The 25,488-nt window shown below is 59.7% G+C and carries 21 protein-coding genes; 5 read left to right on the top strand and 16 right to left on the bottom strand.

The genetic code is table 11. From position 1 onward, the window contains the following. Window positions 1–28: 28 nt before the first annotated feature. From NKI52_RS00930 to NKI52_RS00910, 5 genes are all read right to left on the bottom strand, one after another. Window positions 29–2,560, bottom strand: a complete 2,532-nt coding sequence (locus NKI52_RS00930; RefSeq protein ID WP_352574856.1) for an NAD-dependent epimerase/dehydratase family protein — start codon at window positions 2,558–2,560, stop codon at window positions 29–31. A 190-nt stretch (window positions 2,561–2,750) separates the two neighbouring features. Next, window positions 2,751–3,638 carry an arginase family protein gene (locus NKI52_RS00925; RefSeq protein ID WP_352570617.1) on the bottom strand — a complete coding sequence of 296 codons (888 nt, stop codon included), beginning with the start codon at window positions 3,636–3,638 and terminating at the stop codon, window positions 2,751–2,753. Window positions 3,639–4,011: 373 nt separating this feature from the next. Continuing rightward, entirely contained in the window at window positions 4,012–4,512 is a 501-nt protein-coding gene (locus NKI52_RS00920; protein WP_023678569.1) for a DUF6496 domain-containing protein, read from the bottom strand. Between the two features lie 122 nt (window positions 4,513–4,634). Beyond that, window positions 4,635–5,312, bottom strand: a complete 678-nt coding sequence (locus NKI52_RS00915) for a dienelactone hydrolase family protein (RefSeq protein WP_352574858.1) — start codon at window positions 5,310–5,312, stop codon at window positions 4,635–4,637. An 11-nt stretch (window positions 5,313–5,323) separates the two neighbouring features. Next, on the bottom strand, window positions 5,324–6,058 hold the full coding sequence (locus NKI52_RS00910; RefSeq protein ID WP_023677861.1) for a phosphoribosyltransferase: 735 nt from the start codon (window positions 6,056–6,058) through the stop codon (window positions 5,324–5,326). Window positions 6,059–6,373: 315 nt separating this feature from the next. On the opposite strand from NKI52_RS00910, the gene NKI52_RS00905 reads away from it, so the two are divergent. Continuing rightward, the gene (locus tag NKI52_RS00905; RefSeq protein WP_352574862.1) at window positions 6,374–6,784 is read left to right on the top strand and encodes a CBS domain-containing protein; all 411 of its coding nucleotides are present in this window, start codon (window positions 6,374–6,376) and stop codon (window positions 6,782–6,784) included. Between the two features lie 88 nt (window positions 6,785–6,872). Here NKI52_RS00905 and NKI52_RS00900 read toward each other — a convergent pair whose 3' ends face one another. After that, the gene (locus tag NKI52_RS00900) at window positions 6,873–7,352 is read right to left on the bottom strand and encodes an Hsp20/alpha crystallin family protein (RefSeq protein WP_352574864.1); all 480 of its coding nucleotides are present in this window, start codon (window positions 7,350–7,352) and stop codon (window positions 6,873–6,875) included. Between the two features lie 267 nt (window positions 7,353–7,619). Between NKI52_RS00900 and NKI52_RS00895 the strand changes: the two genes are divergently transcribed. Beyond that, window positions 7,620–8,057: a DUF2267 domain-containing protein gene (locus NKI52_RS00895; protein ID WP_352574866.1), complete on the top strand. Its 438-nt coding sequence runs from the start codon at window positions 7,620–7,622 to the stop codon at window positions 8,055–8,057. 49 nt (window positions 8,058–8,106) lie between these two features. Continuing rightward, window positions 8,107–8,577: a YbhB/YbcL family Raf kinase inhibitor-like protein gene (locus NKI52_RS00890; protein ID WP_023677865.1), complete on the top strand. Its 471-nt coding sequence runs from the start codon at window positions 8,107–8,109 to the stop codon at window positions 8,575–8,577. A 24-nt stretch (window positions 8,578–8,601) separates the two neighbouring features. On the opposite strand, the gene NKI52_RS00885 is transcribed toward NKI52_RS00890, so the two are convergent. The 7 genes from NKI52_RS00885 to NKI52_RS00860 form a co-directional block, all read right to left on the bottom strand. Then, window positions 8,602–10,077 carry an FAD-dependent oxidoreductase gene (locus tag NKI52_RS00885; RefSeq protein WP_352696812.1) on the bottom strand — a complete coding sequence of 492 codons (1,476 nt, stop codon included), beginning with the start codon at window positions 10,075–10,077 and terminating at the stop codon, window positions 8,602–8,604. 1 nt (window position 10,078) lies between these two features. After that, window positions 10,079–11,125, bottom strand: a complete 1,047-nt coding sequence (locus NKI52_RS00880) for a hypothetical protein (RefSeq protein ID WP_352696810.1) — start codon at window positions 11,123–11,125, stop codon at window positions 10,079–10,081. A 289-nt stretch (window positions 11,126–11,414) separates the two neighbouring features. Further along, window positions 11,415–12,785: a TRAP transporter large permease gene (locus tag NKI52_RS00875; protein ID WP_023677869.1), complete on the bottom strand. Its 1,371-nt coding sequence runs from the start codon at window positions 12,783–12,785 to the stop codon at window positions 11,415–11,417. Window positions 12,786–12,788: 3 nt separating this feature from the next. Then, a complete protein-coding gene (locus tag NKI52_RS00870; protein WP_352696808.1) occupies window positions 12,789–13,838 on the bottom strand; it encodes a TRAP transporter small permease subunit in 1,050 nt (349 codons plus the stop codon). Window positions 13,839–13,947: 109 nt separating this feature from the next. Further along, a complete protein-coding gene (gene dctP, locus NKI52_RS00865; RefSeq protein ID WP_352696806.1) occupies window positions 13,948–15,204 on the bottom strand; it encodes a TRAP transporter substrate-binding protein DctP in 1,257 nt (418 codons plus the stop codon). Window positions 15,205–16,194: 990 nt separating this feature from the next. Then, a complete protein-coding gene (locus tag NKI52_RS32710) occupies window positions 16,195–16,467 on the bottom strand; it encodes a beta-barrel domain-containing protein (protein WP_502897733.1) in 273 nt (90 codons plus the stop codon). A gap of 116 nt (window positions 16,468–16,583) precedes the next feature. Further along, on the bottom strand, window positions 16,584–17,681 hold the full coding sequence (locus NKI52_RS00860; protein ID WP_352696804.1) for a cupin-like domain-containing protein: 1,098 nt from the start codon (window positions 17,679–17,681) through the stop codon (window positions 16,584–16,586). A 183-nt stretch (window positions 17,682–17,864) separates the two neighbouring features. On the opposite strand from NKI52_RS00860, the gene NKI52_RS00855 reads away from it, so the two are divergent. Continuing rightward, window positions 17,865–18,005 carry a hypothetical protein gene (locus NKI52_RS00855; RefSeq protein WP_352457634.1) on the top strand — a complete coding sequence of 47 codons (141 nt, stop codon included), beginning with the start codon at window positions 17,865–17,867 and terminating at the stop codon, window positions 18,003–18,005. Between the two features lie 67 nt (window positions 18,006–18,072). On the opposite strand, the gene NKI52_RS00850 is transcribed toward NKI52_RS00855, so the two are convergent. From NKI52_RS00850 to NKI52_RS00840, 3 genes are all read right to left on the bottom strand, one after another. After that, a complete protein-coding gene (locus NKI52_RS00850; protein WP_352618839.1) occupies window positions 18,073–19,398 on the bottom strand; it encodes an HlyD family type I secretion periplasmic adaptor subunit in 1,326 nt (441 codons plus the stop codon). Beyond that, window positions 19,395–21,002, bottom strand: coding sequence for an ATP-binding cassette domain-containing protein (locus NKI52_RS00845; protein WP_352621588.1), 1,608 nt, complete (start codon window positions 21,000–21,002; stop codon window positions 19,395–19,397). Before NKI52_RS00845 ends, NKI52_RS00850 begins: the two co-directional genes overlap by 4 nt. A 96-nt stretch (window positions 21,003–21,098) precedes the next feature. Then, complete coding sequence (locus NKI52_RS00840; protein ID WP_352696802.1) at window positions 21,099–22,661, bottom strand: hypothetical protein; 1,563 nt, start codon at window positions 22,659–22,661, stop codon at window positions 21,099–21,101. Window positions 22,662–23,331: 670 nt separating this feature from the next. On the opposite strand from NKI52_RS00840, the gene NKI52_RS00835 reads away from it, so the two are divergent. Beyond that, window positions 23,332–25,482, top strand: coding sequence for an ATP-grasp domain-containing protein (locus NKI52_RS00835; RefSeq protein ID WP_352696800.1), 2,151 nt, complete (start codon window positions 23,332–23,334; stop codon window positions 25,480–25,482). The last annotated feature ends 6 nt before the right edge of the window (window positions 25,483–25,488 follow it).

Raw genomic sequence — 25,488 nt, 5'->3', positions numbered from 1 at the left:
GCCGATCGTCCAGCGCTGCTGAACATCCTCAGACGATGGCCCGGTCCCAGCCGCCATAATGCGCAGCGCTGCGCGTGCCGCGCGGCAGGCTGAGCCCGACCAGGAGGGCTCCGATCGCCAGATTGGCGAGGCTCGCGGCCGCACCGCCGGCGAGGATGAACGGAGAGAGGGCAATCCAGGCTCCAAGCGCGATGTTCAGAAAGCGGACGGCGCGCGCCACCTCGGCCATCGCGGTAACGGCTACCATGATGACCAGGCAGCCGATGACATGGTCGCTGAAGTAGAGCGGCGGGCTTGTGCCGAAGCTGAGCGGCGTGATCATCAGCAGGGCGCCGGCGAGCGTGCTGGCGACAAGGGTCCACGGGAAGTTCACACCGCCGGTGACGAAGTCCAGCGCCACTGCCGACAGCCGCCGGTCGAGGTCGGGCGTCGGCGTCTGGTCTTCCGAAAGTGCCGCTCCTCCGCACCAGAATGTGCGCCAGAACGGCTCTCCCGCCTGTTTGGCACGCCAAAGATACTGGCAGCTCGCCAGCACCTCGTCGACCGAATAGGGGATGAGCACGACGGTGACGGCAGCCTGGACGATGCAGAGCGTGCACAGCGCCCCGATGAGCGGTGGCTGGATGATGATGAAGCCGACGCTGACCACGCCGAGCGGGACGACCAGCAAGCCGAACAAAAGCACCATCCATGGCATGGTGCGCCAGCGGCGGCGGTCGCCGATCGCGCCGGCGAGGATATCCAGCGCATAGGCGAAGGCGCCCAGCCCGGCATCGGCGATCGGAAAGCCCTTGGAGACCCAGGAGGTGACCACCGCCTCGCTGCCATTGCCGGCCGGCGTTTCGCCCGGGCCGAAGAACGGTTCCCAAAGGCCATCGATATGGCCAAGCTGATAGGCGGCGAGATAACGCGAGACGAACAGGCCGACAAAGGCGAGGCCGATTATGGGAATGCGCTGGGTGAAGAGGGAGGGCGAATAGCTCCAGCCGAGCGGGCGGTCGTCATCGGCGGCAAGGGCACGCCGGCTGATACCCGGCGTCGGCGGGATCATCACCGCGAACGCGACGATCAGCATGCCGGCCAACGTGTCGGTCGCGTAGGCTCCGGCGCTGGTGGTCCAGAACAGCAGCGGCGCGAACATCACCCAAACCCCGATCGAGGCGGTGAGCCATTGCAGCCCGTGCCAGCGCCGGCGCATGCCGACAAGCGCCAGCGACAGGATGGCGAGGCCGGATACAATCTCACTGATGCCGAGCCTGCCGTCGCGCGTCTCCGGCGAGGCGATCTCATGTCCGAGCGCCGGCGGAATCGGTGCTGAAGCGGGATCGAACAGGCCGAGCGTGAAGGGCGACGCCACGAGCCACAGCCCGACCGCAACGTTGGTCAGCGGCGCCCAGAGCGTTGCGGCCCGGTGGCGTTCGGTTTCGGCCTCGACCTCGTCGTCCGAGCGCTCGAGCGGGCGCTGCAGCCGTTCGGCGGCCTGGTCGAGCTCGGGCGCGGAAGCGGCGACCGCCGACGGTTCAAGCTTGTTCTTCTTGTACCAGTCGGTAGGATCCGCCTTCAGCCGCCGGATCATTTCCGGCAATGTAGCGGTCAGGCTGTGCCGCGGCTTCCAGCCAAGCAGGCGCCTGGCGCGGGAGATGTCGATCTCGTAGTGATCGTCGGCGTTCTCGATCATCCATGGCTTGATGTCGGTCTCCTGGTCGAAAACCTTCTCCTGCATCCAGGCGCCGAGCTTCGTCACCTCTTTCGGCAGGGACAGGGTCCGCCAGGTCTCGCCGTGCAGGAGCTGCCCGATCTGCTTCTGCATCTCGTCGTAGGACGGCGTCTCTTCTTCGCCGATCAGCAGTACGGTCTCGTCGGGAAGCGCGCTGCGCCGGTCGACGGTGCGCACCACGGCGTCGACGAGATCGTCCAGATGCAGGTAGGGCTGGCCGGTGGTGATGTCGCCGGTGAAAAGATAGGCGGTCGGCATGCGCTCGAAAATGCGGGCGATCTGCTGGGCGATGAAGGCCGCGTGACAATCCTCGTCATAGACGCCCGCCAGTCGCAGGATCGCAACCTTGACGTTGCCGTGCTCTTTCAGGATCAGCGTCTCGGTCTCAGCCTTCGATCTCGGATAGGCCCAGGCCGGATCGATCGGAGACTCTTCGTCGATCCTGGCGCCCTTTGCCGGGCTCGGCGCATGCACCAACAACGTGCTCGAAAACACGAACTGCTCCGTCTCGAGCCCTCTCAGCGCGTTCAGCAGCCGGCGCGTTCCCTCGACGGTCACCGCGCCGTATTTCGGATTATCCTCGCCGGTCGTGTCGTAATAGGCCGCAAGATGGATCACCGAGGCAACGCGGCCGCCGCTCCGCTCGCGCACCTCGGCCAGTGCCTTCGCCACGCTCGCGTCCGAGGTAAGGTCGATCTCGATCGTCTCGACGCCGAGCAAGGATCGTCTGGCAACATCAAGGCCGATGATGTCGTAGCGCTCCATCAAGCCGCGAGCGATGGCTTGGCCCAGAAACCCGCTGCTGCCTGTGATCAGGACGGTGGGACGGGTTTTGCCGGTCATGGCGAATCTCCTTGGCGATAGCCGGGTAGAAGAGGCCGAATGCTTCGGTCGCACACTCGGAACCATGTTCGTTGAGAACGGTTCCCGATGAGGTAGCACCACAGAATGGGTGCGCGCGGCGATCCGTCAGACCGACGGCCATTCGTGCCGGCGGATTGCGTTCGTGCACAAGTGCAGGACTCCCATTGGTCTACCGGCCGCGAAGGGAAGCGACCAGAATGTCGATCAGCAGCTTGCCGCAGCGACGATCCGGATCGCGGTCGGGATCATAGATCGTCACCTCCATCCCAATCACGCGTGGATCGTTGCACCATGTGCGAAGGGCTTCGACAGCTTCGTCGGGCAAGACACCGCCGGCCTCCGGCGAATCGACAGCCGACATGATCTCGCTGTCCAGCACGTCGACATCGAAGTGAACGAATACACCCTCGACGTCCTGCCCTGCGACCGCGTCAAGCGCTATGCGTGCCGCATCGGCGAAGCCGCGCCGCCGCACTTCAGCCAAATCCATCCGGTGAACATCGGTGTCGAAGACGGCCTTGGACGTGTAAGTCGCGGGGTCCTGCACATCGCGATAGCCAAACGCGACTACGTCGGCCTCACGGACCAAAGGAGTGTGCTCGCCGAAATCGGTCAGGAGCGTCGGGCCATGGCCGGTCACGAAGGCCAAATCCATGCCCGCGGCTCCCTTTGACGGCGAGGTATCCGGCAATTTGAAATCGGTGTGCCCATCGAAGAAGATAAGGCCGTAGCGGCCACGACGCCGTAGCGCGAGCGCAGGGCCAAGCAACACACTGCAATCGCCGCCGAGCATGAGCAGGAACCCTCCCGAGTTCAGCTCCTCGTCGACCGCTTCGGCAAGCGTCTTGGAATACTGGCGCAGGGCCTGGGCATTGCGCACGCCCGTAGCAGGATCCACCTCAGGCCGATAAAGCGGAGCCCGAACCGAGCGCAACGGACCGGCGCCCAAACGGTCGGCGAGACCAAGCGATTGAAGTGCCTCCGGCGCCTTCCACACGCCGGGCTCCGGCTCACCCTCCTGCGGCATCAGCCCAAGATTAGAGGGCGCGCCGAGCAAAGCGATATGTCTCGTCTGAGTGGTGGCTCGCGGCATTGTGCTGGCAGCTGAGGCCATGATCAGAGTTCTCCGCGTTATGGGCGATACGCATCATGCTCAAGAAACAGGCTGCGCTTTCCTGACCGGTCTCCCGCTGCCCTTGCCGCCGAGTACCTCCGGTCGGTGTCACGCGTCAGGCAGCATCGCGAGCGACGAGTATTGCTCGTTCAGCGCCACAGTGTCGTCAGCGGTGATTTCGAAGTCGATGTTGTCCCGCAGATGCAGGCTCTGGTTCGCCTTGGGCAGCGGCGTTGTCCCGCACTGCCGGGGCAGAGCTCGATACCGGTCGTTTGGGCCATATCGGATTTCCAGGAGGCGAACTGCCGTCTTTGAACTATGCATGGTGTGCGCGCGTTCTGGCGGCCTTCTGCGCCGCCGCCTTCCTTCCGCTGGCGCCTTTCGTCTCGGCGGCCTTCTTGGCGGCGGCCGATCGCTCCTCAGCCGTCCGGCGCGAGGCCGCACGCTTGGCCTGCTGCGCCAGCGCCTCGTGCGACGCCGTGCTCTTCGGCTCGTGCTCGAGCACCTTGGAGACGGCTTTCGAGACCCGCGGGCGGCGTTTCGGCGTGCGTTCACCCTGGCCGGCCTCATAGGCGTATTCGGCGCTTTTGCGCGTGCTCTCCTTCACCTTGCCCTTTTTGGGCGGGGGCAGGTCTACGCCTGCGCGTCTTGCCTCGGAAAGCCCGATGGCGATGGCCTGCTGGGTCGAGCGCGCGCCGTGCTCGCCGCGGCGGATTTTATCGATCTCCTCGTGCACGAACTCGCCGGCCTGTGTGCTCGGCGATTTGCCCTCGCGCTTGTCCTTTCGGGCCTTCTCGATGGTTTTCTTGTCTGGCATTGTCTTTCTCCCACATACGGGTTGCGACAGCCATTCGGGTTGCAGCTGCGCGCGGTCTTATGAGGATCATAACGCGTTGAGGACGCAAATGATCCCGGCACTGGTGATCCAAGCCCCAGCCGTCAGGACGTTGACGCCGATCTGTCCGAAACCAGATGGCGCAAGAACCATCGGCTCGCCAGACCCGCGACTTCGTCCAGGGCGCCAAGCTCCTCGAACAGATGTGTCGCGCCAGGGACGATGGCGAGCTCCTTCTCGCTGCGGAGCGCCGCCAGCGCCGAGCGGTTGAGTGCGATCACTTGCGTGTCCGCGCCTCCGACGACGAGCAAGGTCGGCGCCCGGACGCGCGGCAGGGCGTGCGCTGCAAGATCGGGCCGGCCACCACGCGAAACTACGGCCGCGGCCTGGTCGGGCCGCTCGGCCGCCGCCACCAGGGCGGCACCGGCGCCCGTGCTCGCGCCGAAATAGCCAAGACGCAACCCCGACGTTTCCGGCGAGGCGCCGAGCCAATCCGTGACGCCGACCAGCCGGTCGGCGAGCAGTCCGATATTGAAGCGCAACTCGGCCGTGACCTGGTCGATCCGCTCCTCTTCGGCCGTCAACAGGTCGATGAGGAAGGTGGCGAGGTTCGCCTCGTTCAGCCTTTCGGCCACGTGGCGGTTGCGCGGGCTGTGGCGGCTGCTTCCGCTGCCGTGGGCGAAGAGCACAAGGCCGCGAGCATCCGAGGGCAACGAAAGATTGCCCTCAAGCGTGACAAGCCCCGCGGGAACATGCACGACGTGCTCGCTATCTCGGTCCATATCCACCTCCGCTATGTCGATCTGGTGCCAGGCGCCGGACCCGCGCTCGCGCGCCCAGCCAATTCCTCTTCGGAAGCGGCAGGCTTGTGGGAAGCCGCAGGCTTGGGCACGGACCTGGCGAGGAGCGCGCGGACCTCTTCATCGCTCGTCTGCGAGAAATCCACGTACCAGCGCCCGACACCCAGCAACGGCTCTGGTGTCGTCGCGCAAACGACCTCGTCGGCGTCCGCCCGCATCGCGTCGCAAGTGTCGGGGCTACCGACGGGAACGGCCGCGACAATATGGGCGGCGTGGTTTTTTCGCAGCGCCTTGATCCCAGCCCGCATGGTCGATCCGGTCGCAAGCCCGTCATCCACGAGGATAATGGTTCGTCCATTCAACTGCGGTGGGGGTCGCCCGTCCCTATAGAGGTGCTCGCGGCGCAGAAGCTCTTTTTCCTCCTTTGCAGCGACCGCGTCGATGACATGTGGCGGGATCGCGAGACCGTTGACGATCTCGTCGTTCAGGACACGTACACCTGAGGGCGCGATCGCCCCCATGGCCAATTCCTCGTGACCGGGGACGCCGAGCTTGCGCACGACGAAGACGTCGAGCGGTGCCTTGAGTGCCTGCGCGACCTCGTAGCCGACCGGCACGCCGCCTCGGGGCAGCGCCAATACGATCACATCGTCGCGGCCGGCAAAGCGAACGAGTTCCCCGGCGAGTTGCCGCCCGGCCTCGCGGCGATCTGAAAAGATGATAGCCATGACCTTCAATCCGCGTGCATCTGTTTTCCCGGTGGATGTTTTTTCACCAGCCTGCGACCACATTCCGTGGGATGGCTGCGGCACCGGTACCATTTTGGAACTCGCTCGCTGCCTGGACGTTCCAAGAATAGTTTCGATCGCGAGGTGCCGGCACCGGCACGCGGCTCAGCGCGGATCGGGAAGATCGAAGATAGTGATCCGTACATGCCTCGTCCGGCCAGCTGGCAATCTAGCGATGCGTGGCAGCAGGCGCGTTTGGCGGCTTGTTGCCTCAGCAATCAGGGAAAGGAATATCCCATGCAAGTTCAGGAGATCATGAGCCGTCGGACCGAACTGGTCGGCCCGGACACGACAATCAGGGATGCCGCCCGGAAAATGCGGGCCGACAATCTCGGCGCCCTTCCGGTCGGCGAGAATGACAGGCTGGTCGGCATGGTGACGGACCGCGACATCGTGATGCGCGGCGTCGCCGAGGAGCGCTCAGCCGGCAACACGACCGTTCGCGAGGTCATGTCCGAGCATGTCTATTGGTGCTTCGACGACGCCGATATCACCGATGCGGCGAAGATCATGGCCAAGCATCAGGTGCGTCGTCTTCCGGTGATCAATCACGACAAGCGCCTCGTCGGCGTCATTGCCCTGGCCGACCTCGGGCGGACCGATGAGGAAGCCGCCAAGATCGCTCTCGAAGGCGTTTCCGAGGCGACGGACGATCCCCGGCGCTAGACGCTCGCCTGGGCGGTTGCCGCCGTGCTCGCCGTTCTTCTCCATCTGGGCTGAACGCCGCCTGCTCAGGCAGCCTTCAGTTTGGCAACTATCGCGCTTTCACTTCTATGCGGCGTGTCTTGTCCTTTGCAGCGGGGTTCTTCGGAAGCTCGACAACCAAAACGCCGTTCCTGAAAGTGGCCTGCACCTTGTCGGCATCGATCTCCGCTTCCAGGGGGATGGTCCGCTGAAACCGGCCATAACTGCGTTCGCTGTAAGTGCGGCCGCCGTCGCCTTCCTTGTGCTCCGAACGCTTCTCGCCCGTAATGGAGAGGATGTTGTCGCGCAGCTTGAGCTCAACGTCCTTCTGCTCGAGCCCCGGCAATTCGGCGGTGACCTTATAGGCTTGGTCTGTTTCATGTACGTCGACGCTCGGCCAAAGATCGCCGGCCGTAGTCGCTTCGGCCATCGGCGCGAAGAAGTCGTCGAACAGGCGGTCAATCTGCCGGTGGAATGACGTGAGCGGGTCGCGCGCGGATGGGTAGAGGCTGCGCGATGGCGTCCGGGGCGCCAAATCGTGATGTGCCATGGTTCTTCTCCTGTTTTTTTTTGTGTCTGCATCACTCGTCGCCATGTGATCGGCGACGGTAAACAAAACTCGTCCACCCATGAGGATGTTCCGAGTGCCGGCCAAGAAAGGTGGTCGAAAAACAGCGGCAAAAAGCCGGCCCGAATTCCCTCATGACGGGACCTCCGACAATAAATGCGCATCAGGACATGCGCATCGGGGAACAACGGGCAGGTACGGCTGTTTGGTCACATCACCTAGTCGGATTTGAACGGAAGGAGGATTTCGATGAACGCCACCGGACTCGACGTATTCGACAAGACACTGCAGACCACGAACATCTGGCTCGACGAGATCATGGACGAGATTGGACCGGATCGGCAGGTCGCCTGGCACGTTCTCGGAGCGGTGCTGCACGCCCTGCGCGACCGTATGCAGCCGGATCTTGCAGCCCACCTCGGCTCGCAGCTGCCGATCCTGGTGCGCGGCGCCTTCTATGACCAATATCAGCCTTCCAAAGCTCCCGAGAAGATGCGGTCGCTCGACGAGTTTCTGGCCAAGCTCAAGGCGGAGCTGGAATTTACCCGTCCGGTCGATTCCAAGGATGCATTCAGGGTCGTGTCCAAGGTGCTCGCCCATCACGTCGGAGAAGGACAGATGCACAAGGTCTGGGAATCCCTGCCAGGCGAGATAAGACGAGTCGCCGAAGCTCAGCAAGCGGCGTGAACGGCGCAGGCGCGGGCTTCTCGGTCGCAACCTCCTTGGGGAAATAGCAATGCCACTCACCCTTATCAGCCCGGCGTTCCGGGCAGGCGGAAGACTTCCCGAAAAATATGCGCGTGACGGCCAGAACGTCTCGCCGCCGCTGAAGTGGTCCGGTGTCCCGGATGGTACCAAGAGCCTTGTTCTTGTCGTGCGGGATCCCGATGCACCAAGCGGGATTTTCGGGCACTGGGCGGTGTTCAACATCCCGCCGGATGCCGGCGGACTCGCCGAGGCCGAAGACGGCAAGCCCGGCCCGTCGGCACTCAGGCAAGGCACCAACGATTTCGGCAATGCCTATTACGATGGTCCGCAGCCGCCTGCAGGGCACGGCGTCCACCATTACCACTTCCTGCTGGCCGCGCTCGATGTGCCGAGCCTCAGCGTACCAGGACAGGCGGGCGTGCATCAGGTCTGGAAGCAAGCCCAGAAACACGCATTGGAGGAGACGGAGTTGGTCGGAACCTACGAACGGCCGGCGTGACGCGGGCCGTGTCGGTCGCCGCCTTCACAATGTAATCTGGGCAAGCGGTTTTCGGGCAGGGCCGTGGATGACCGAACCGTCGGCGGCGAAGATCGAGCCGTGGCAGGGACAATCCCAGGTGTGGTCCGCATTGTTCCAGGTTACGGTGCAGCCCTTGTGGGTGCAAATCGCCGAAACCGCCTGGAGTGCGCCTTCGGTGTCTCTCCACGCCGCAATCTTTTCGTCTCCCCTGACGATCACGCCACCCATGCCAGGCGCAATGTCGTGGGTGCTCGAGACTATCGATTGACTGCGGCCGTTCTTGTGGAAGTCCTCGGGATAGGGCCGCGCCGGATCGTAGAGTTTTTGCCAAGGGCTCGGGCGGCTGCAGATCAGGTCGGCGATCATCGTGCCCACGGCCGTCCCGTTGGTGATGCCCCAGGCGTTGAAACCCGTGGCAATGTGGAAGCCGGCGGCCTTGGCGGGATCGGGTTCGCCGGCATATGGGATCCTGTCGGCCGTATCAGAATCCTCGTTGCACCAGCGCCAGGCGACATCGCCGACCGGAAGGTTCTTTCTTGCCCATTTTTCCAGTTCGACAAACCGCCTCGCCACGTCGCCGTCCCAGCCGGTGTTGAACTTGGGGCCGAGCGTGACCAGCAGTGGACCTTCGGCATCACGGCCCGTCCGGATGGAATGCGTCGGGTCGTCGATGCCGATGAACATGCCGTCGACAGGGAGGGGATCATCGATCCGAAAGGCCATGGCGGTGTGGCAGCGCGGTTGCGTCCGGTTCGCCATGCCGACGGGGCTCTTCACCGTCATGTTGGTGGCGACGACGACGTGCCCGGCATCAACGGCGCCACCATCGGTGACGACGCGCCAGCGGCTTGCCTCGTCGATCGAGGTGGCGCGGCTGTTTTCGAAGATCCGACCGCCACGGGCCGTCACCGCTTCCGCCAGGCCAACCAGATACATCGCCGGATTGAACTGCGCCTGGTCGGGGAACCGTAATGCCGCGGCCGTTTCGAAAGGCAGCGGTACGCGTTCGAGGACCTCGGCCTCCAGCCCGACCTGGCGCGCTGCCTTCGCCTCGGCCGCGACCTCCGCGCGCCGGCTTTCATCGCAGGTGTAGCTATAGGCGTCCTTGCTCTCGAGATCGCAGGCGATAGCGTAGTTGTTAACCCAATCCCGGATTTGATGGGCGCCGGCGGAGTTCGCATCGGCATAGGTCCGCGCCAGGTCCCGGCCTACGCTGTCAATGAGATGACGATAGATCAGCGCATGCTGCGTGGTGATCTTGGCCGTCGAGCGGCCGGTCACCTGGCCACCTGTCCGCAAGCCTTCCAAGACGATCACCGACCGGCCCGTCTCGCAAAGGCGAAGCGCCGTCGTCAGCCCGACGATTCCAGCCCCCACGATAACGGCGTCCGCACGGACCAAACCTTCGAGCTGGGGATAGTTCGTGGAGGTGGCCGTCGCCACCCAACAGCTCCCCGGTTTTCCCAAGAGAGTGGCCATTTCAACCGCGTTCCTTGCTTTTGCTTTTCGATGCACTTTCATCGACAACCGCGCCGGCTGAGGAACGTTCCCCAGGTTCGTCGCTTTCAATCGTTCTCTCGCCACCCCGGGTCAGAAAAGCACCGGGAAGGTGCGAGGTGCAGGCCATCACCCAGGTGATCGCCTCGCGGTCGTATTCGTCGCCGGAGCGCCAGTCCTCGAAGAAGGCGTTCAGCCTATCGACACGCCCCGGCCAGATACCGGCGGCCTGCAGGCCGAGCGAAACGCCGTAATTGGTGAAGGCGAACTTGGTATCGCGCAGCCATGGCGCGCGGCTGAAATAACCGGGCGGGTCGACCCACATCGTTTCCAGGGTTCGCAGCGAACGCCTCGTCTGGGCCTCGGCCCACGGCTCGTCGGGAAAGAAATGGGCGAGCCACAGCATCATGCCGAGGCCGAGGTCCTGGTCGATGTCGAGGCTGCGCCAATCGCGCTCCATCAGGTCACGCATCTGCGCGATCTCGGGCGCCAGTTGCTCGTCGTCGAGCATTCGGTAAGAGACGTAGCCGTCATAGGCATCCATGCTGCCGAGGCCGTAGCCGGGGTAAGGACCGCTCAAATCCTCCTGCATCTTCCAGATCACGCCGCGGCCGGGGACCACAAACGCCGGGTGAATGTCCCGCGCCAGCGTAATGCCGCGCTTGCGGTATTCCGGCTTCAGATCGCCGAGACGCGCCAAGGGGAACAGCCACATCGCCAGATAGTGGAAATACTGGCCGTCGCGATCCGCCGCTTCGCCGATCCTCAGTCCGCGCCGGCGGCCGAGCACACGCTCGACATCGGCCACCAGCCGCTCGGCTTCGCCCAGCCAGCGCTCTTCGCCAGTTTCCGCATAAAGCGAGACGTAGAGCACGACCCCGAATGCATCGGTCCACAGATATCGCAAGCCGTTGGGCCAGATGCCTTCGCCGCGCATCCAGTCGAGTTTTTGCAGGACATAATCGACGTCACGCAGCATCGCGCCAAGCCCCGAACCGGCGCGTGTTCGGTGTCCCGCGATTGTGAGCATGCAGAATTTCGAGCATGTCTCTCCTCGTCCGGTTGATCTATCGCGAAACGATCTGATCGGCGGCGGGTTCCTTGGCCATCTCGGCAAGGACAGATGGCGCGGCATTCCCGGGGCGGCGTAGGCGAGATAACCAAGACTGGTCGAGTGGGATACACCCGCACTCGCAGCCAGGATTGTTTCAAGAAGCGATCTCATGACGACGCGCAAAGGAAGGCAAAAAGGTGACGCCGTTCAAGCGAAAAGCTATCAAATTCGACTGATCCTCGGTGTCGGCAAGCCGCAAATGTGGTCAATTGCCTCCGTACATGACCTTCGGGAGCCAGACGACGATTGAGGGGAACACGATGCACAGTCCCACTCCGATCGCCTGCAGGCACAAGAAGGGGACTGCGGATCGAAAGATCGTCGCCATCGAGATCTCCGGCGGCGCAACGCTCTTCAGATAGAACAGCGAATAGCCGAAAGGCGGGCTAAGGAACGCCATCTGCATGTTGACCATGAAAATGACACCATACCACAGTGGCACGTCTTCAGGAGCCACACCGGCTAGCCCAAACGTGCCGCCGAATTCGAGTGTCTTTAGGATGGGCAGAAATATCGGTACGGTGAGAAGGAGAATGCCCACCCAGTCCAGAAACATGCCCAGGACGAACAGAATGATCATCATCAGAACAAGAACGCCGTAAGGCGCCAAGCCTGTTCCGAGTATCGATTCGGCTACGAAGTTCTGCCCACCTTTCAGGATGAAGAAACCGACGAACATGGTGGCGCCGAAGAATATCCACATGACCATCGCCGTGGCCTTGAGCGTCGCGACACAGGCCTCCCGGATCGTGTCCCAGGTCAGGCGCCGATGTGCGGCGCAGACGATGAAAGCCCCGAACGTACCGATGCCGGCGGCTTCGACCGGCGTGGCAATGCCCATGAAGATGACCCCGAGCACAAGCAGGATCAGCAGTATCGGCATGAACGTCCGGCGCAAAAGCTTGAGTTTTTGGGCGAAGTCAATGCGCTCGTTCGGCGGCAACGCCGGGCCGAGTTTGGGGTCGATGTAACAGCGCGCCGTCACGTAGGCGACATACATCCCGGACAGCAGCAGCCCGGGAAATACCGACCCGATCAAAAGCTCGCCCAGCGACTGCTGCGCCACGACGGCATAGACGATCGCCATGACGGAAGGGGGTATGAGAATGCCAAGGGTCCCGCCAGCAAGAAGCGAGCCGCAGGCGAGCTTGGCGTCGTAGTTGCGGCGCAGCATGGCCGGGAGCGCGATCATGCCCATCGTCACTTCCGTCGCCCCGACGACACCGACCATCGCGGCCAGCAGAGTGCAGGAGATCACCGTGGCCGATGCGAGCCCGCCTTTGAGTCCGCCCAGCCATTTGTAGACGACATCGAACAGCTCCTCGATGATGCCCGCCTTCTCGAGAATCGCGGCCATGAAGATGAAAAGCGGCACCGCCGAGAGCTGATAATCCGTCATGAACGGGAAGACCCGAGACGGCAGCATGTTCAGCATGGCCGAATTGCCGAACAGAAAGAGGAAAAGCACGGCAAGGCTGCCGGTGCAAAAGGCCATCGGTAATCCGAGCAGCAAAAGTACGCCCAGACCCCCGAACATCAATATGCTGAGCCACAGGATCGGAAGCTCGAGGCCCATCGCTCAGCCGATCCTTCCAAATGCAGTGGCGATGTCTCGCATCAGCCGGGATAGGCCCTGAAGCAACAGGAGCGCTGCCCCGATTGGGATCGCGAGCTTTACCGGCCAGTATTGGATGCCCCATTCGGTGAATGAGCGTTCGCCAACCGCCGTGGCATCGCTCGCAAATCGCCATCCTGTGACCAGCATGGTGCCGGTGAACAAGAAGAAGAAGGCCGAGGTGATGATGTCGCAGACAGCACGACCGCGTTCGGAGAGATGGCTGTAGACGATGTCTACCCTGACATGCGTTTCGTCACGGTAGGCATAGGCGCCTGCCAGCATGTACTGGATGCCGAACATAAGAAACATGCTTTCATGCACCCAGTTGGTCGGTGAGTTGAAAACAAAACGGGCCACCACTTCGTAGTAGTACGCCACCACTGCGAGAACCGACCAATACGCGACGAACTCGCCCGTCACGCGTACCAGCCAGTCGACCGGCTGGAACAACGCGAGCGGTTGCTTGACGGGCGTGGCTGGCACATCGACTACGAGCGGATGGTCGGCCGCGGCGCGCGCGATCTTACGGGTGCGGGTGCGCCGCACAAGACCGGGTATTAGAAGGGCGTCGCCTGCGAGAGCGAGACCAAGCAGAAGTCCGGCAATTCGGCCAATGCTGTTGGCGCGCTCGAGCCCATGGGCGGCGGCGCTCAGATTATCGCGCGCCACCGTGGCGTCTGCCTCAGCTTTCGCCAGGCGATCGGCAGCGCCTTCTTTGCTGGCTGCTACATCTGCCTTGGCACGCGGCAACAGCCTTTCGGCGTGTTCGCTCTGGGATCGCGCGAGCGACACTGCCTCACGTCCGTCGCGTACCTGGGCGCTCGTCCAAAGCACTGCAATGAACAGCGGGATAAAAATGAATCCCCACCTGCTCTTCAGATAAAACCGGTGCATGCCGAGGAAGCCTGCAGTGACCAGGAACAGGTAAGCAAGAAAGAGATTTGGACGGCCGGCATCGCGCTGTGCCCGCTCGCGATGGACAAGGAAGACCGCAACGAGCGGGAAAAGCACGAGGCTTGACCAGTATAGCCAGTGCGGCAGCACAAATGTGAGTGAGGGCATCGGCGACTGCCTCTTGCAGGAGAGTGCGCCCGCCCGGACAGGACGGGCGCGGAGAGCCTCAGAGGTTGATCGACAATCCCTGATACATGTCCGGGGTCACGTAACCGACGGTCGGGTTCTCCATCACCTCAAGCTGCAGTTTGAAGATGCGCGCCGCGTCCTTATCCTTGTTGGCCCACTCGAACCAGATTGGCACCGCGATTTCCTGGAACTTCTGGAGGTCCTCCGGTCCAAGCCGATTGATTTCAATGCCGGCATCCAGGAATTTCTGCCAGGCCTCCATGTCGGCCTTCTGGATGGCCCCGAAATGGACATTGGAATAGACTTGGATTTCGTCTTCCACGAACTTCTTGAGGTTGTCCGGGAGTTGGTTCCAGACATTCATGTTGACGGCAAAGTCCATCAGGTCGACGGGCTGGTATACGGACATCAGACCGGCTGGGCCCATGGAAATGTACTTGGTCACCTGCTGGAACCCGAGCGCCCAGTTTACCCCCGGCCCAGTGTAATCGGCTGCATCGATCGTGCCTTTCTCCAGCGCGGAGAACACCTCGCCGCCCGGCAGCAGCGTCGTCTTGGCGCCGGCTTTTGCGAATGTCTCGGCGATCATGCCGCCAGGTACGCGCAGCTTCAGGTCTCTGAAATCCTCGATCGAGCGGATCGGTGTCTTTGAGTGGATGATGTTCGGGCCGTGATGAATGCGGTTGACGTAGTAAAGACCTTGTTTCGCATAAAGGTCGCGCGCGGCCTGCAGACCACCTTTCGAATAGAAAAAGATGTCCCATTCGTGCGGATAGCGTAGCCCCATCGTGTAAGAGGAGAGGAACGCCGCAGCGGGAAGCTTACCGGCCCAGTAAAGTGAAAACGAGTTCATCGCTTCCAGAACGCCGTTCTTCACCCCGTCGAGGAGTTCGAAGTCACCAACGATGTCCTTTGCCTTGAACGGCTGAAATTCGAGTTGGCCTCCGGTCTTTTCCTTGATGGCCCCACACCAGCTCTGGAAAGTTTCAAGTCCGACGCCAGCCGGCCACGAGGTTTGAATTTTCCAGATGATTGTGTCAGCGGCTCCTGCCCTTCGAACCCAGGGAGCGGTAACCGCCGTCGCCGTCAGCCCGGCGACAAGTCCGCTCGACTTCAGAAAGCTTCGCCTTGATTTGGAATGCGATTCTCCGTCCATTGTCTTCCTCCCTGTTCGGCAAGCGGACAAACGATAGGCCCACCGCCGTCTCAAAAACTGAAAACTAATGACACACCCTTTTTGAGGGATCAGAGCATGCCAGCGCCACGAACGACAGAGAAAGAAACGGCGCAGCATGCAAATAACATAGCGCGACGCAGGCATTTTCAACCACTGCGCGCCCGACCCGTAATATGCTCGTGCGTTTCAATAAATCCACGGTTTTAGTGGGTTATCGGCTAGTCAACGCGGCGTTCCTTCGGCTTATACGAAGCTCGGTGCGGCTTCCGTCCCTGCTTCTCAAGCCGAAACATTGGCCAGGTGACTGCACTCCATGGTCCTGGTCTGCGTCCGCTGCCTGGTTCGAGTGATGCGCATCGGTAGGACTCTCTACCCCGAGCAATCGCGTGACTGGCTATTCCCAGCAGAGAGCGAACGCGGTCACGTCATTGAGCACAAGAGAAACGCAGCGATCTGTCGAAATGGGGGAACGACCTGCGGCAGACTTTCCGGACAATCGCCCAGGCTGCAGGCGTTGCGGAGTTGGACGTCCATCTTCTGATGAACCACTCGATCCCGGGGGTTAACGCAGGCTACATCACGCGCAACAAGCTGCTGAAGCGATCACCTGCGACAGCAACAGGAAGCAATCTCACGTCGGATGCTCGAAGCTGGGCGGTCGCGAGGGAATCAAACGAGGCTTCGCGCCTGGCCCGTCCTTCCCAGCAGGCGCCTACTTTCTGAGCTGATGAGCGGCAAGGATTAGCGGCATCAAATGTGTTCGGGGGGTCGAGTCGGTAGAGCGCTACCGCCTTTCCCCACACTCGTCGAGCTGCCAATTCAAGCTGCGTTGCTGCCGGTGAGCAGAGTCCGCTTGTCGGCGCGCCATATGAAGCACAATAGCAAAGAAAATCGTAAGCGGTGTTTCCGCGCGCCAAAACAAGATCGCCAGAGACGGGCTGTATGGGTCCGGTGACACGTGTGCGCATGTGAAATGCCGCGACCCGGCGGGTAGAGAATTCACGTTTAGCTCTCTTCTGGTCCCGCGAATTCTGGAATAAGACATTATATTCGCCAAAATTATACTTTAACTTGAGCTCCCAATTCTTTTTTTATTGCTCGTTCTCGTTATTCACGAAGGGCGCGACCCATAGCGGCGCAGACAGGAGCGCTGAGATACTCCCATGCAGACCTCGCTCCAGGTTCGATCATGACCTGCGTGCCCATCCCAGCTTGCAATGCTACAGGCGCTGCTTTCAAAGACTCCGGTCTCAGAACAATTCGAACTGAATAGAAAGTTTGACCGGTCCGAGGATCAATCAGTTGGTCAGCTGAAAGAGTGCGCATGTCGCCGCTCATCGCTTGCTGGTAACGTCTGCTCACAGCGCTCAGCCAAACCATCGCGTAACCGCCGTCCCCTCCTCAGCTTGTCGCAGGATGAAGGCGATCTGCACCTCCGAAAACTTCAACTCAGTGGAAAATTCCAGCTCAGAATGGTCAGAAATCCGGGATGCAGGTCACTGCCGAACAGGTAGTCCAACCGCGGGATGCGAGAGCGCCTCAAACTCGGCCTTCGTTAGGTCTTGCTCGGTCTGAAACCACCGCGCCATGAGGACTCCGAGATCTTCGGGGATCCACAACGCCTTTGCTTGGTCCCGCCCCAACTGCGCCAGGAATGCGCACCATTGATCGTATTCCGTTTTGCCGGTGTCGCTCTTCCACTCAACATAGGCATGCTGGGCCAGAGTCTTAATTTCGTCGGTGGGGATCGGTTCGATGCCGTAACGGTATGCGCCTTGCAGGACCTGATAGCCGAATACAAGCAGAGCGCCGGCCCAGTCCAGCGCACTCCGTCTCAAACGCCGGTTGATGCTGACAGAGAATCCCTCGGTTTCAACCTCATGCCACCAATCGACCGGCATATACAAAACGTCACCTGCATTCAGTACGGCAATCTCTCCATGCAGTTGATTCAACAACGGGAACTGGTCAAAATCGGGATTATTCAAATCCACAAGCGCCCGCCTGGGCTTGTCGGCCGTCTTTTCATGCTGCGGATAGATGAAACTATAATCCCAAGGGGGGAACATTTTTACGGCTTTTGTCCCGTGTAGCTGCACCAGGAATGCGTACCAATGATCATAATGCGCCTTGGCGGTAACCCCTTCGGAAGCAACATAAGGAGACGAGCCAACGAACTCCAGGTCGCTTGGCCAAGGCAATGCCTCGAGAAGACTGCTCGGGACTTTCCCACCAAACATGTAGTAGCGCTCGTTTGCATCGATCAGTGGTTGCCATTCCCCCTGGCCTAGGATCCGCTCGAACAACTCACGGAAGGTCATCTCGTGTGTCATCCCGCTCTTGCGTAAGACATAGGATGCAGTGGAAACCGTGGTCTCGTCCCCTGGAACCACCGTAACCTGCCCGGTATGCCGCGCCCATTTGGGGTCATCCAATCCCCAACCGTCGGAGGCTGCAACCCAGCCTCGAACAACAAACGGCCGATTTTGTCGGATTGCCGTGGAGATTTGCTTGCTGTCAATCTCCTCGATCGGTTTCATGTTAAGCTTTGGCGTTTCGCGAGCTGATTCAGCGAGTTTGGCGTTGCTGGCCATGGTTTCCACCCTTATTGAGATGACCTTAATCAAAGAAATAAAATACAAATTGCGTTTCAGTTGGATGATATGTGGCTGTCGGGAGCGATGTCGTCGTGCATTCGAATGGCAGCGATCCAGGCACTTGGTGTTCAATGGCCGTGCTGATCGACGAAAGCCGTCACCTGGCAGCGGGATACGCCGATGGCCTGGCAGAGCTTGGCGCTGTTTCCATTCCTCACCGTGCGCGAGAATGTCGAGTTCGGCCTGCGCATGCGCGGCGTCGACAGGGCCGAGCGGCGGCGACGCGTCGACTGGTGGCCGCGAATCTGGAAGAAGACATAATACTCGATACTCGCCCCAATTATACTTGAACTGGAGCGTAAAAGTCTTTGTCTATTGCTCGTTCTCTTTATTCACGAAGAGCACGTCCCATAGCGGCATAGACCGGCGCGCTGAGATACTCCCATGCTGATCTCGCTCCAGTTTCGATCATGACCTGTGTGCCCATTCCAGCTTGCAATGCTCCAGGCTTCAAAGACTCCGGCCTCAGAACAATTCGGACTGAATAAAAAGCCTGACCGGTCCGAGGGTCAATTAGCCGGTCAGCTGAAAGAGTGCGAACGTCACCGCTCATCGGTTGCTGGTAACGTCTGTTCACAGCGCTAAGCCACACCGTCGCGTGCAGCCCCACTTTCACCTGATCGACGTCGAGGGGGTCAACGTTTGCCACAACAACGAAGCTATCCTCCTGAGGGACGATGTCCATCAGCGGCTCTCCCGCCGTTACGACCCCTCCGTTCGTGTGGACCTTAAGTCCCACTATGGTGCCTCCGATAGGAGCACGTATCTCGGTACGCGTCGCCACGTCATCAGCAGCGGCCATTCGCTGCTCGTATTCGTATATTTTGGCGCGGGTTTCTCCTAGTGTCTCGACGATATCGGCCGTCGTCGAGGCGCTAAGTTCGGCAATCTTGAATTTCGTCTCCTCCATCTTTTGCTGGGTCGCGCCGATCGACGCTACATACCCGCTTAGGGCACCTCCCACGTCCGCCTTTTCTCTTTCCAAATCTACAAGGCGCGTCCTGACTACCAACTTCCTTTCGTACAGGCTGCGCACATCACCTAATTGCTCCTCGATCAGCTCGAGCTTCCGGGTAGCCGCTACCACTTGCCCTTCAAAACCCTCTATCTCCTTCGCCATGCTTCCGGTTGCTTGCTGCAGCAGGGAGAGCTGCTCTCTGAAGAGGTTTTGACGTGTCCGAAAGACACTCTCCTGCCCGGAAACAGCATCCGCTGCCAATTTGCCGGACGCTTTCAATTCAGGCGGAATTTCGATCGAGTCCTTTCCATCTCTTTCCGCGACCAAGCGCGCTTCCGTAGCCTTCGCCTCGTACCACTGCGCCTTGATTTCATTTGCAGCGGCCGCCGAAGCGGTGTTTTGCAATCGTATCAACACCTGGCCTGGCGACACGCGATCTCCTTCTTGAGCCAATATCTCTGATATGATGCCGCCTTCGAGGTGCTGAACTGTCTTTACGTTTGACGCGACATTCACCACCCCGGTGGCCAAGACCGCACCCTGGATAGGTGCCGCGACAAGCCACATGCCGGTCAGGGTCGAGAAGGCAGCGACAATCGCGAAACCAGAGATCACTAAACGCCTACCAAACGGCGGCGGATCTTCGGCTCGCTGGGTACCGGGGTGTTTGGTGCCAAGGGCGAGCGAAGCTATCACTTAACGCTCCGCAATTCAGTTTTCCCGAAAGCAACGGGACGAACGGAACCTCCGGTGAGCTCGGGCGATCGACTTCCTAGGATCAGCGACCTATCAACTAATCCGGCAAGACGGTTGGTCTGTCCGGATATGGTGACAATTACCGAGCTTCCCGCATCCTTCATAAGCCTAACCGCCGACTCGAGGGTCTTCTTCGAGGCAGCGTCCAAATTGGCGAATGGCTCGTCCAAGACAATAAGTCTCGGCGCACGAAAGAGCGCGCGGGCAAGGGCTACTCGCTTCCGTTCACTCCCGGACAGGCCGACCGAGTCGTTAAGCAAAGTGTCATAACCCTGGCCCAGACGAATGATAACTTCGTGTATTCCGGCTATTTTTGCTGCGGAAACCACGTCATCGATAGAACTTTGTTGAAAACGTGCAATATTTTCCGCGACGGTTCCGTCAAAAAGTTCAACGTGCTGAGGTAAATAGCCGATGCCTCGAACTCTAACATTATCCGGAAGCCTGGTTATGTCCATGTCTCCCAAGCGGATCTGACCGGTGCGGGGCTTGAGCAAACCAATGAGAAGACGAGAAAGCGTCGTCTTGCCGGTGGCTGCACGTCCTATGACCAGCAGCAATTCCCCAGGAGCCAGAGAAAGCGACAGTTTCCTAAATACGTCTGCTCGCGATCCAGCATGCCTGAATGTAACTTGATCGAGAACTAACGAGCCTTGCGGCGTTCCAGGAAGCAGAGACGGCTCTACGTCCAACGGTTTGGCAAGCTCCGCCTTGATCTGAGAGTATCCCTCCCGCGCTTCCCTGAGGCTTCTGAGCTCCCGAACTGCCTTTTCCACCATTCTGTAAGCAAATCTGGCAATGAGCCGGGCTGCAAATACGCCTCCGAGGGACGCCGAATCGTTCAGGAACAGCCAGATGCCCGATGCCAATAGAACTATGTAAACGCAACGGTTCAGCGCCCGGATCGCTGCATCAAGGCTCGATCCTCTGGCATTAAGCCGCTCCCGCTGCAAAAAGCCATCTACTCTGTTCCTACCCCAGCGACCGGCGATCGCGTCGGCCATTGCGAAGGCGCCGACTACGTCTTTGTGCCTTTCCGCTGAAATCAATACCTCTTTCGCCTGCTTGGCAGCTTCACGTTCAGCTTGGCGGGGCTCTTGTGTGATCTTTTCTTTGAGCAGGCTCATACCTGTCAGCACAGCCATGCCTGCCAACGCGATCAGGCCGAGAACAGGATGGATCAAGTATACACATAACAGGAAAACGGGAGCCCAGACCACGTCCAGCCAAGCAGCTAGCCCTCGCTCAACAAAGCTGGAGACTTTCTCGATGCTGGTCAGAAGCGGCGGATTGGGGACGCCTGCCGTCAATCCGGCTTTCACGGACTGGCTGGTCAAGTGGTGCTCGATCCAAACGCTCCAGCGGGAAAGCATACGACGACGAATGGCTTCCAGCACGACGCCGGTTACCAGAGCGAGCAAGGCGGCCAAGGTCAGAATAACGAGGGTTTCCACGCTGCGGCTGGAAATGACCCGGTCGAATATTTGTATAAAATAAAGCGGCCCAGCAAATCGGAGCGCATTGATACAGACACCAAAACCCACAACCGCAGCAAGGCCAGGTATCGACCTTCGCCACATTTCGCTGAGGGGGGCGCTGTACCGCCGCCTACCTCGTGTTCTCAGCAAGGACACCGTCTTTCACGCCCGTCCAAGCGGGGCATGCTGGTCGGGGTCCTCGTTGAAAATTCCCGAGAAATTCATGATCATCCCCTCCAAATCGTCATGAGGGCTCAAAGCAGGTCCCGCAAGAACATTTGGCTGAAGCCGATTTGCTGCCCAAAGGCGTTCATCGTGATCAACTGCCTCGAACATCGACCAAGCTCCGCTCACGAGGTTGTACATTTGGGTGGCGGACAGGGGAGGGCACCCGAGGGCTTGGACCAGGCTGCCCAGAGATGACTTGAGGGCTCCACGGGTTTTTGCCAAAACTGCCGCTTCTATCAACTCAGCGGGCGCCTGGATCGACATAAATGCGGGGTTCGAGCTTTGCGATAGCAACTCGGGCAAGGTGACCGAGACGCTCCCAAAGGGACTCGGCCATGTCGCCCTGCTGTCACTGGCAGGCCTTCCGGGGCCAGGTGTTTCTCCCAACTCTGCCAGAATCAGTTCGTGCGCGAGCTTCCCTAAAAAATCAATTCGCAGCTGGGAAGAGTAGGCTCGACCTTGGTCGAGTGCCGTCATTGGATTTGGGGAATCAGCAATACGCCGTAGATATGGATTATTGCCCTGTCCGTTAGCCAGTTTTTCAGAAGCGCGAGCCTTTAGAACGGGGCTGAGTGCCCCATCCTGGAGCTCCCATGGGGAATAGACATGCAGGCCAGTGGCTTCTTCAGCCTCCCTCACACCGAGCGGCGATCGGCCGATCCTGCCACTAATTGCAAGTACCTTGTGGCCAGCAGCGCGGAGGGTATCAACTCCATACTTTGCTCCCATCGCGTCATAGGAAGCGAAAATCGCGCCAAGAGCCATGCTCCGAAAAGATTCAGCCAGAATTAGCTCGGAAGTTTCCTTCTGCTGCAGCCCATCGGCAATCTCAATAACAGCGACGTCACATCCATTTTCAGCGGCATGGTTCAGTAGGCGGAAAGCACCCTTCTCAATCAACTCTAGCGGGGCTAAATACGTCGTTGCAAATCCGGCATCTGTGAAATCAAGAACGATGTCGGCTCCGGCATCCCGCACAATCCAGGTGTCGCCACCCGAGCCAGTTCCTGTAATTTTCAGTGCCGCGACCTTCAGTCCCGCTTTTTTGAATCCTCGGACCAATGACGTTGCCGTCAATGTCTTGCCGGCGTTCATTGACGTCCCAAGCGACAGAACAATCGGCAGGGAAGGGGGTAAATCGTCTGAGCTGACCTTGTAATCCCACACGTTTAGCCGGCGGCCGAACTTGTCGCCAATCAGGCCGAGCGGGGTGATCTTGGTTGGCGCCAGCATGCGAGCATGCCTGGAAAGCTCACATGCCGCGATGCCGCCCCCCGCTACCAAGTCGCACGGCCCCAGATCGGGGCCTATTACCGCCTCGAACTGGTCAGGAGCGTACCTGTTTCCATAACAGAGGATTATCTCATCTCCGCGAAACATGATCGCCTTTCGCCCGCAGATGAGCTCCAGTCTGCTGTGATTGCCGAGTTCATCAACGCGCGCCAAAACAAGATCGCCAGCGACGGGCTGTATAGGTCCGGTGACGAGTGTGCGCATGTGAGATGCGGCGACCCGGCGGGTGGCGAATGCTCGTTTAGCTCTCTTCAGGCGCCCGCGCTTAATTCTTGAAACGGACATGAACCCCCCAACTTACATTTGGATGGCATTTAGAAGTCTTTTCTTTTCTATGTATAAGATTAAGCCCTTTTCTATACTCCTCTCCGTTTGCAATCGATTATCCAATAACCAATATGATTAGATAAATATGATTAGCTAAATAGCATTAGATGCCTAAAATACATACCCAAGCTAACGACTTTTAACGGCTATTAACACTATAATGTCTGGATCTCTGCCATTCGAATGCATGACGACATCTCCCCGCGAGGCCACATACCATCCAGTTGCATTGTCCGGATCAGGCCGGCGGGAAATCCACTGGTCTTTCAAGAGAATAAGAACGCGACTTCCGGATGCTGCGGCCGTAGCGTTTAGGCCGACTGAACGTGGGGGATCAGAGATAAAGCGTGCTTAAATGTGGTGGAATGCGCCACATCTTCGCCCCTTCACATCGGGTCTTGCCGAAGCCGCTCATGCCCATCGATGCGGTGCCCGTTTCGAGATGCATTTGAAGTGGCTGCAGCGGAAGCGTGGTCAGGAAGTCTGTATTGTGGGAGACGGTCGAAAAGCAGGCGGAGCGTGAACATCCGGGGTCAAAAGTGGGGTTATGGTCAGCCTATCTGAAGAGTTGGGACAAATTGAGATTGTCAGTTTTAAGGTGCTATCGGGACTTAACGTGCATAGCACGAACACGGTGGTCAAATTAACCCTGAATATCGGGCGGCTAGCGGTTTCTTGCATCTCCGATTTTACTGCGCTGGCTCGCTCAGCGCTGTCCGAAATGTTTCCCGGTTGTGCACAAAACGCTTTGGTCCCTCGCTACATTGCCGACGCAATCCTGTCCGCTGATCTTGAGCTTCGCCGCGCGATGAATTTCTATTCGTTTTCGCCGACGGCGTCGCTAATAGGCGATCCGTCCGAAAGCCATCTTGCAATCGTTTGGGAGTCGGATGACCCGCAGATGTCGCGCGCGGCTGCTTCGGCTGTCGTTGACGCGATTGGTGAGGCGGCGCGAGGCGAGGACGGGGCAGCGAAATACGCTCAGACTCGGGAGCTAAACCTGGAAAGGGCGAAGAGGCGACGTCTTTCAAATTCGACCGCTGTGCTTGTAGCTGCAGCTAAGAGAAATCACATCCCGTTCGAATTCATTGCCCGTAACCACCTTCGCCTTGGCCAAGGCAAGCACCAGAAGCAGCTGTTCTCGACGATATCGGGTTCTACATCGTTTGCGTCGGCGAAGGTGGCCTTGGACAAAAGGCTGGGCAACAGACTTTTGGCGCAAGCGGGGATTCCAGTACCCCGTCAGATTACCGTTCGCACCAAACCTGAGGCCGTCGCTGCCGCCAAACAGCTGGGTAAGACCGTCGTGGTCAAACCGGTTCAGGGAAATCAGGGGCGGGGAGTCTCGGTTAAACTGCGGGGACGCCGTGCAGTTGAGGCTGCATTCGATATAGCGCACGACGTCACTCAGTCAGAGCGGTTTGGCGTCCTGGTTGAGCAGTTCATCGCCGGCCCGGAATTTCGAGCGACAGTCGTTGACTATCATCTCGTGGCGGCGGTCATGTGTTGCCCCCCCCAAGTCGTTGGCGACGGTGAAAAAACGATAGTTGACCTGATTCATGATTTGAACCGAGAACCCGACAGAGACGGGAGACGTCTTTCTCCTGTAGAGATTGACGATGAGCTGCTACGGCACCTAGCCTTGCGTCGTCTTACGCTGGAGTCCGTCCCAATTTCCGGGCAGCCTTTGGTTCTCCGACCTACCGGCCACCTCGCCCGTGGAGGCGTCCCGGTCGATGTTACAAACTCCGTTCATCCAGATAACAGGCAACTGTGCGAGCGCATCGTGAGAGTCATCGGCCTTAACATTGCCGGGATAGATCTCATCATGCCCGATATTGCAAGATCATACAAAGAGGTCGGGTGTACTGTCATCGAGGTAAATGCACGGCCGGGGATCGAGTTTCATCTTTGGCCGCGAGCGGGGACCTCGAGAGATGTGAGTGAGATAATCCTGGCCAATATGTACAATGAGCCGGGCTCTTCGGAAATTGCCACCGTACTCGTCATCGGCGATCGACACACTGGTGCGGTGGCGACAGCAATCGATCATCGGTTCCAGGCGGAAGGGCGAAGAGTTGGTCTCTTGTCGAAAAGAGGCGCTTACATCAACACTGTACCCCAGGAATTTGGGCGGCGGACAACCCCGCAAATGCTGGCCAGAGACCCGTTCCTGGAAGCCCTGGTTTATGCAGCCTCTCCGGACAGACTTTGGGCGAGCGGTCTTTGTCTGGGTGCTTGCCGTGCGGTCTCGATGACTCGAACGGATGCAGACAATGGTACAGTTCTCGAAGATCTCGCTCAGCGAGTGTTGCAGTGCGGAAACCAGGGCTATTTCATTGTCAACAGCGAAGATGAATGGCCCCGCCGTGCGCTGTCGACCTTGCCGACCACACGACTAATATTGGTCAGTTCCGAGCCTGATACTGATACCGACCTTCGTCGGCACCTACAGAGTGGTGGTTTGGTTCTAACTTTGAGATGGAGCACTGACGGATCGGGTGCCAAAATGGCGCTTTTGTCGAGATCTGGTGAGCTAGCCGCGGAACCCCTCGCATCTATGTCTCAGTCGCGGCCACAGCAAATAAGGTCTGCCATGCACGCAATGGCAATGTCGTATTTGGCAAAAAAGGATGGCTGGTTCGATGAAGTGGCCCCGTTTCCTTCAGTTCGGCCCGAGACGAACGACGTTCGATAGCAGTGA

It is taken from the genome of Mesorhizobium sp. M0590 (assembly GCF_040320905.1).
Taxonomy (GTDB): domain Bacteria; phylum Pseudomonadota; class Alphaproteobacteria; order Rhizobiales; family Rhizobiaceae; genus Mesorhizobium.
This window is presented reverse-complemented; position numbering and strand designations above follow the sequence as displayed.

Excerpts from the sequence above, each read along its gene's own strand:
- NKI52_RS00840 (WP_352696802.1), bottom strand. The coding sequence starts at position 22,661 with ATGCGCACACTCGTCACCGGACCTATACAGCCCGTCGCTGGCGATCTT.
- NKI52_RS00920 (WP_023678569.1), bottom strand. The coding sequence starts at position 4,512 with ATGCCAGACAAGAAAACCATCGAGAAGGCCCGAAAGGACAAGCGCGAG.
- NKI52_RS00910 (WP_023677861.1), bottom strand. The coding sequence starts at position 6,058 with ATGGCTATCATCTTTTCAGATCGCCGCGAGGCCGGGCGGCAACTCGCC.
- NKI52_RS00905 (WP_352574862.1), top strand. The coding sequence starts at position 6,374 with ATGAGCCGTCGGACCGAACTGGTCGGCCCGGACACGACAATCAGGGAT.
- NKI52_RS00900 (WP_352574864.1), bottom strand. The coding sequence starts at position 7,352 with ATGGCACATCACGATTTGGCGCCCCGGACGCCATCGCGCAGCCTCTAC.
- dctP (WP_352696806.1), bottom strand. The coding sequence starts at position 15,204 with ATGCTGCGCCGTTTCTTTCTCTGTCGTTCGTGGCGCTGGCATGCTCTG.
- NKI52_RS00860 (WP_352696804.1), bottom strand. The coding sequence starts at position 17,681 with ATGGCCAGCAACGCCAAACTCGCTGAATCAGCTCGCGAAACGCCAAAG.
- NKI52_RS00875 (WP_023677869.1), bottom strand. The coding sequence starts at position 12,785 with ATGGGCCTCGAGCTTCCGATCCTGTGGCTCAGCATATTGATGTTCGGG.
- NKI52_RS32710 (WP_502897733.1), bottom strand. The coding sequence starts at position 16,467 with ATGGTTTGGCTGAGCGCTGTGAGCAGACGTTACCAGCAAGCGATGAGC.
- NKI52_RS00915 (WP_352574858.1), bottom strand. The coding sequence starts at position 5,312 with ATGGACCGAGATAGCGAGCACGTCGTGCATGTTCCCGCGGGGCTTGTC.
- NKI52_RS00930 (WP_352574856.1), bottom strand. The coding sequence starts at position 2,560 with ATGACCGGCAAAACCCGTCCCACCGTCCTGATCACAGGCAGCAGCGGG.
- NKI52_RS00855 (WP_352457634.1), top strand. The coding sequence starts at position 17,865 with ATGGCCTGGCAGAGCTTGGCGCTGTTTCCATTCCTCACCGTGCGCGAG.
- NKI52_RS00885 (WP_352696812.1), bottom strand. The coding sequence starts at position 10,077 with ATGGCCACTCTCTTGGGAAAACCGGGGAGCTGTTGGGTGGCGACGGCC.
- NKI52_RS00880 (WP_352696810.1), bottom strand. The coding sequence starts at position 11,125 with ATGCTCACAATCGCGGGACACCGAACACGCGCCGGTTCGGGGCTTGGC.
- NKI52_RS00895 (WP_352574866.1), top strand. The coding sequence starts at position 7,620 with ATGAACGCCACCGGACTCGACGTATTCGACAAGACACTGCAGACCACG.
- NKI52_RS00890 (WP_023677865.1), top strand. The coding sequence starts at position 8,107 with ATGCCACTCACCCTTATCAGCCCGGCGTTCCGGGCAGGCGGAAGACTT.
- NKI52_RS00835 (WP_352696800.1), top strand. The coding sequence starts at position 23,332 with ATGGTCAGCCTATCTGAAGAGTTGGGACAAATTGAGATTGTCAGTTTT.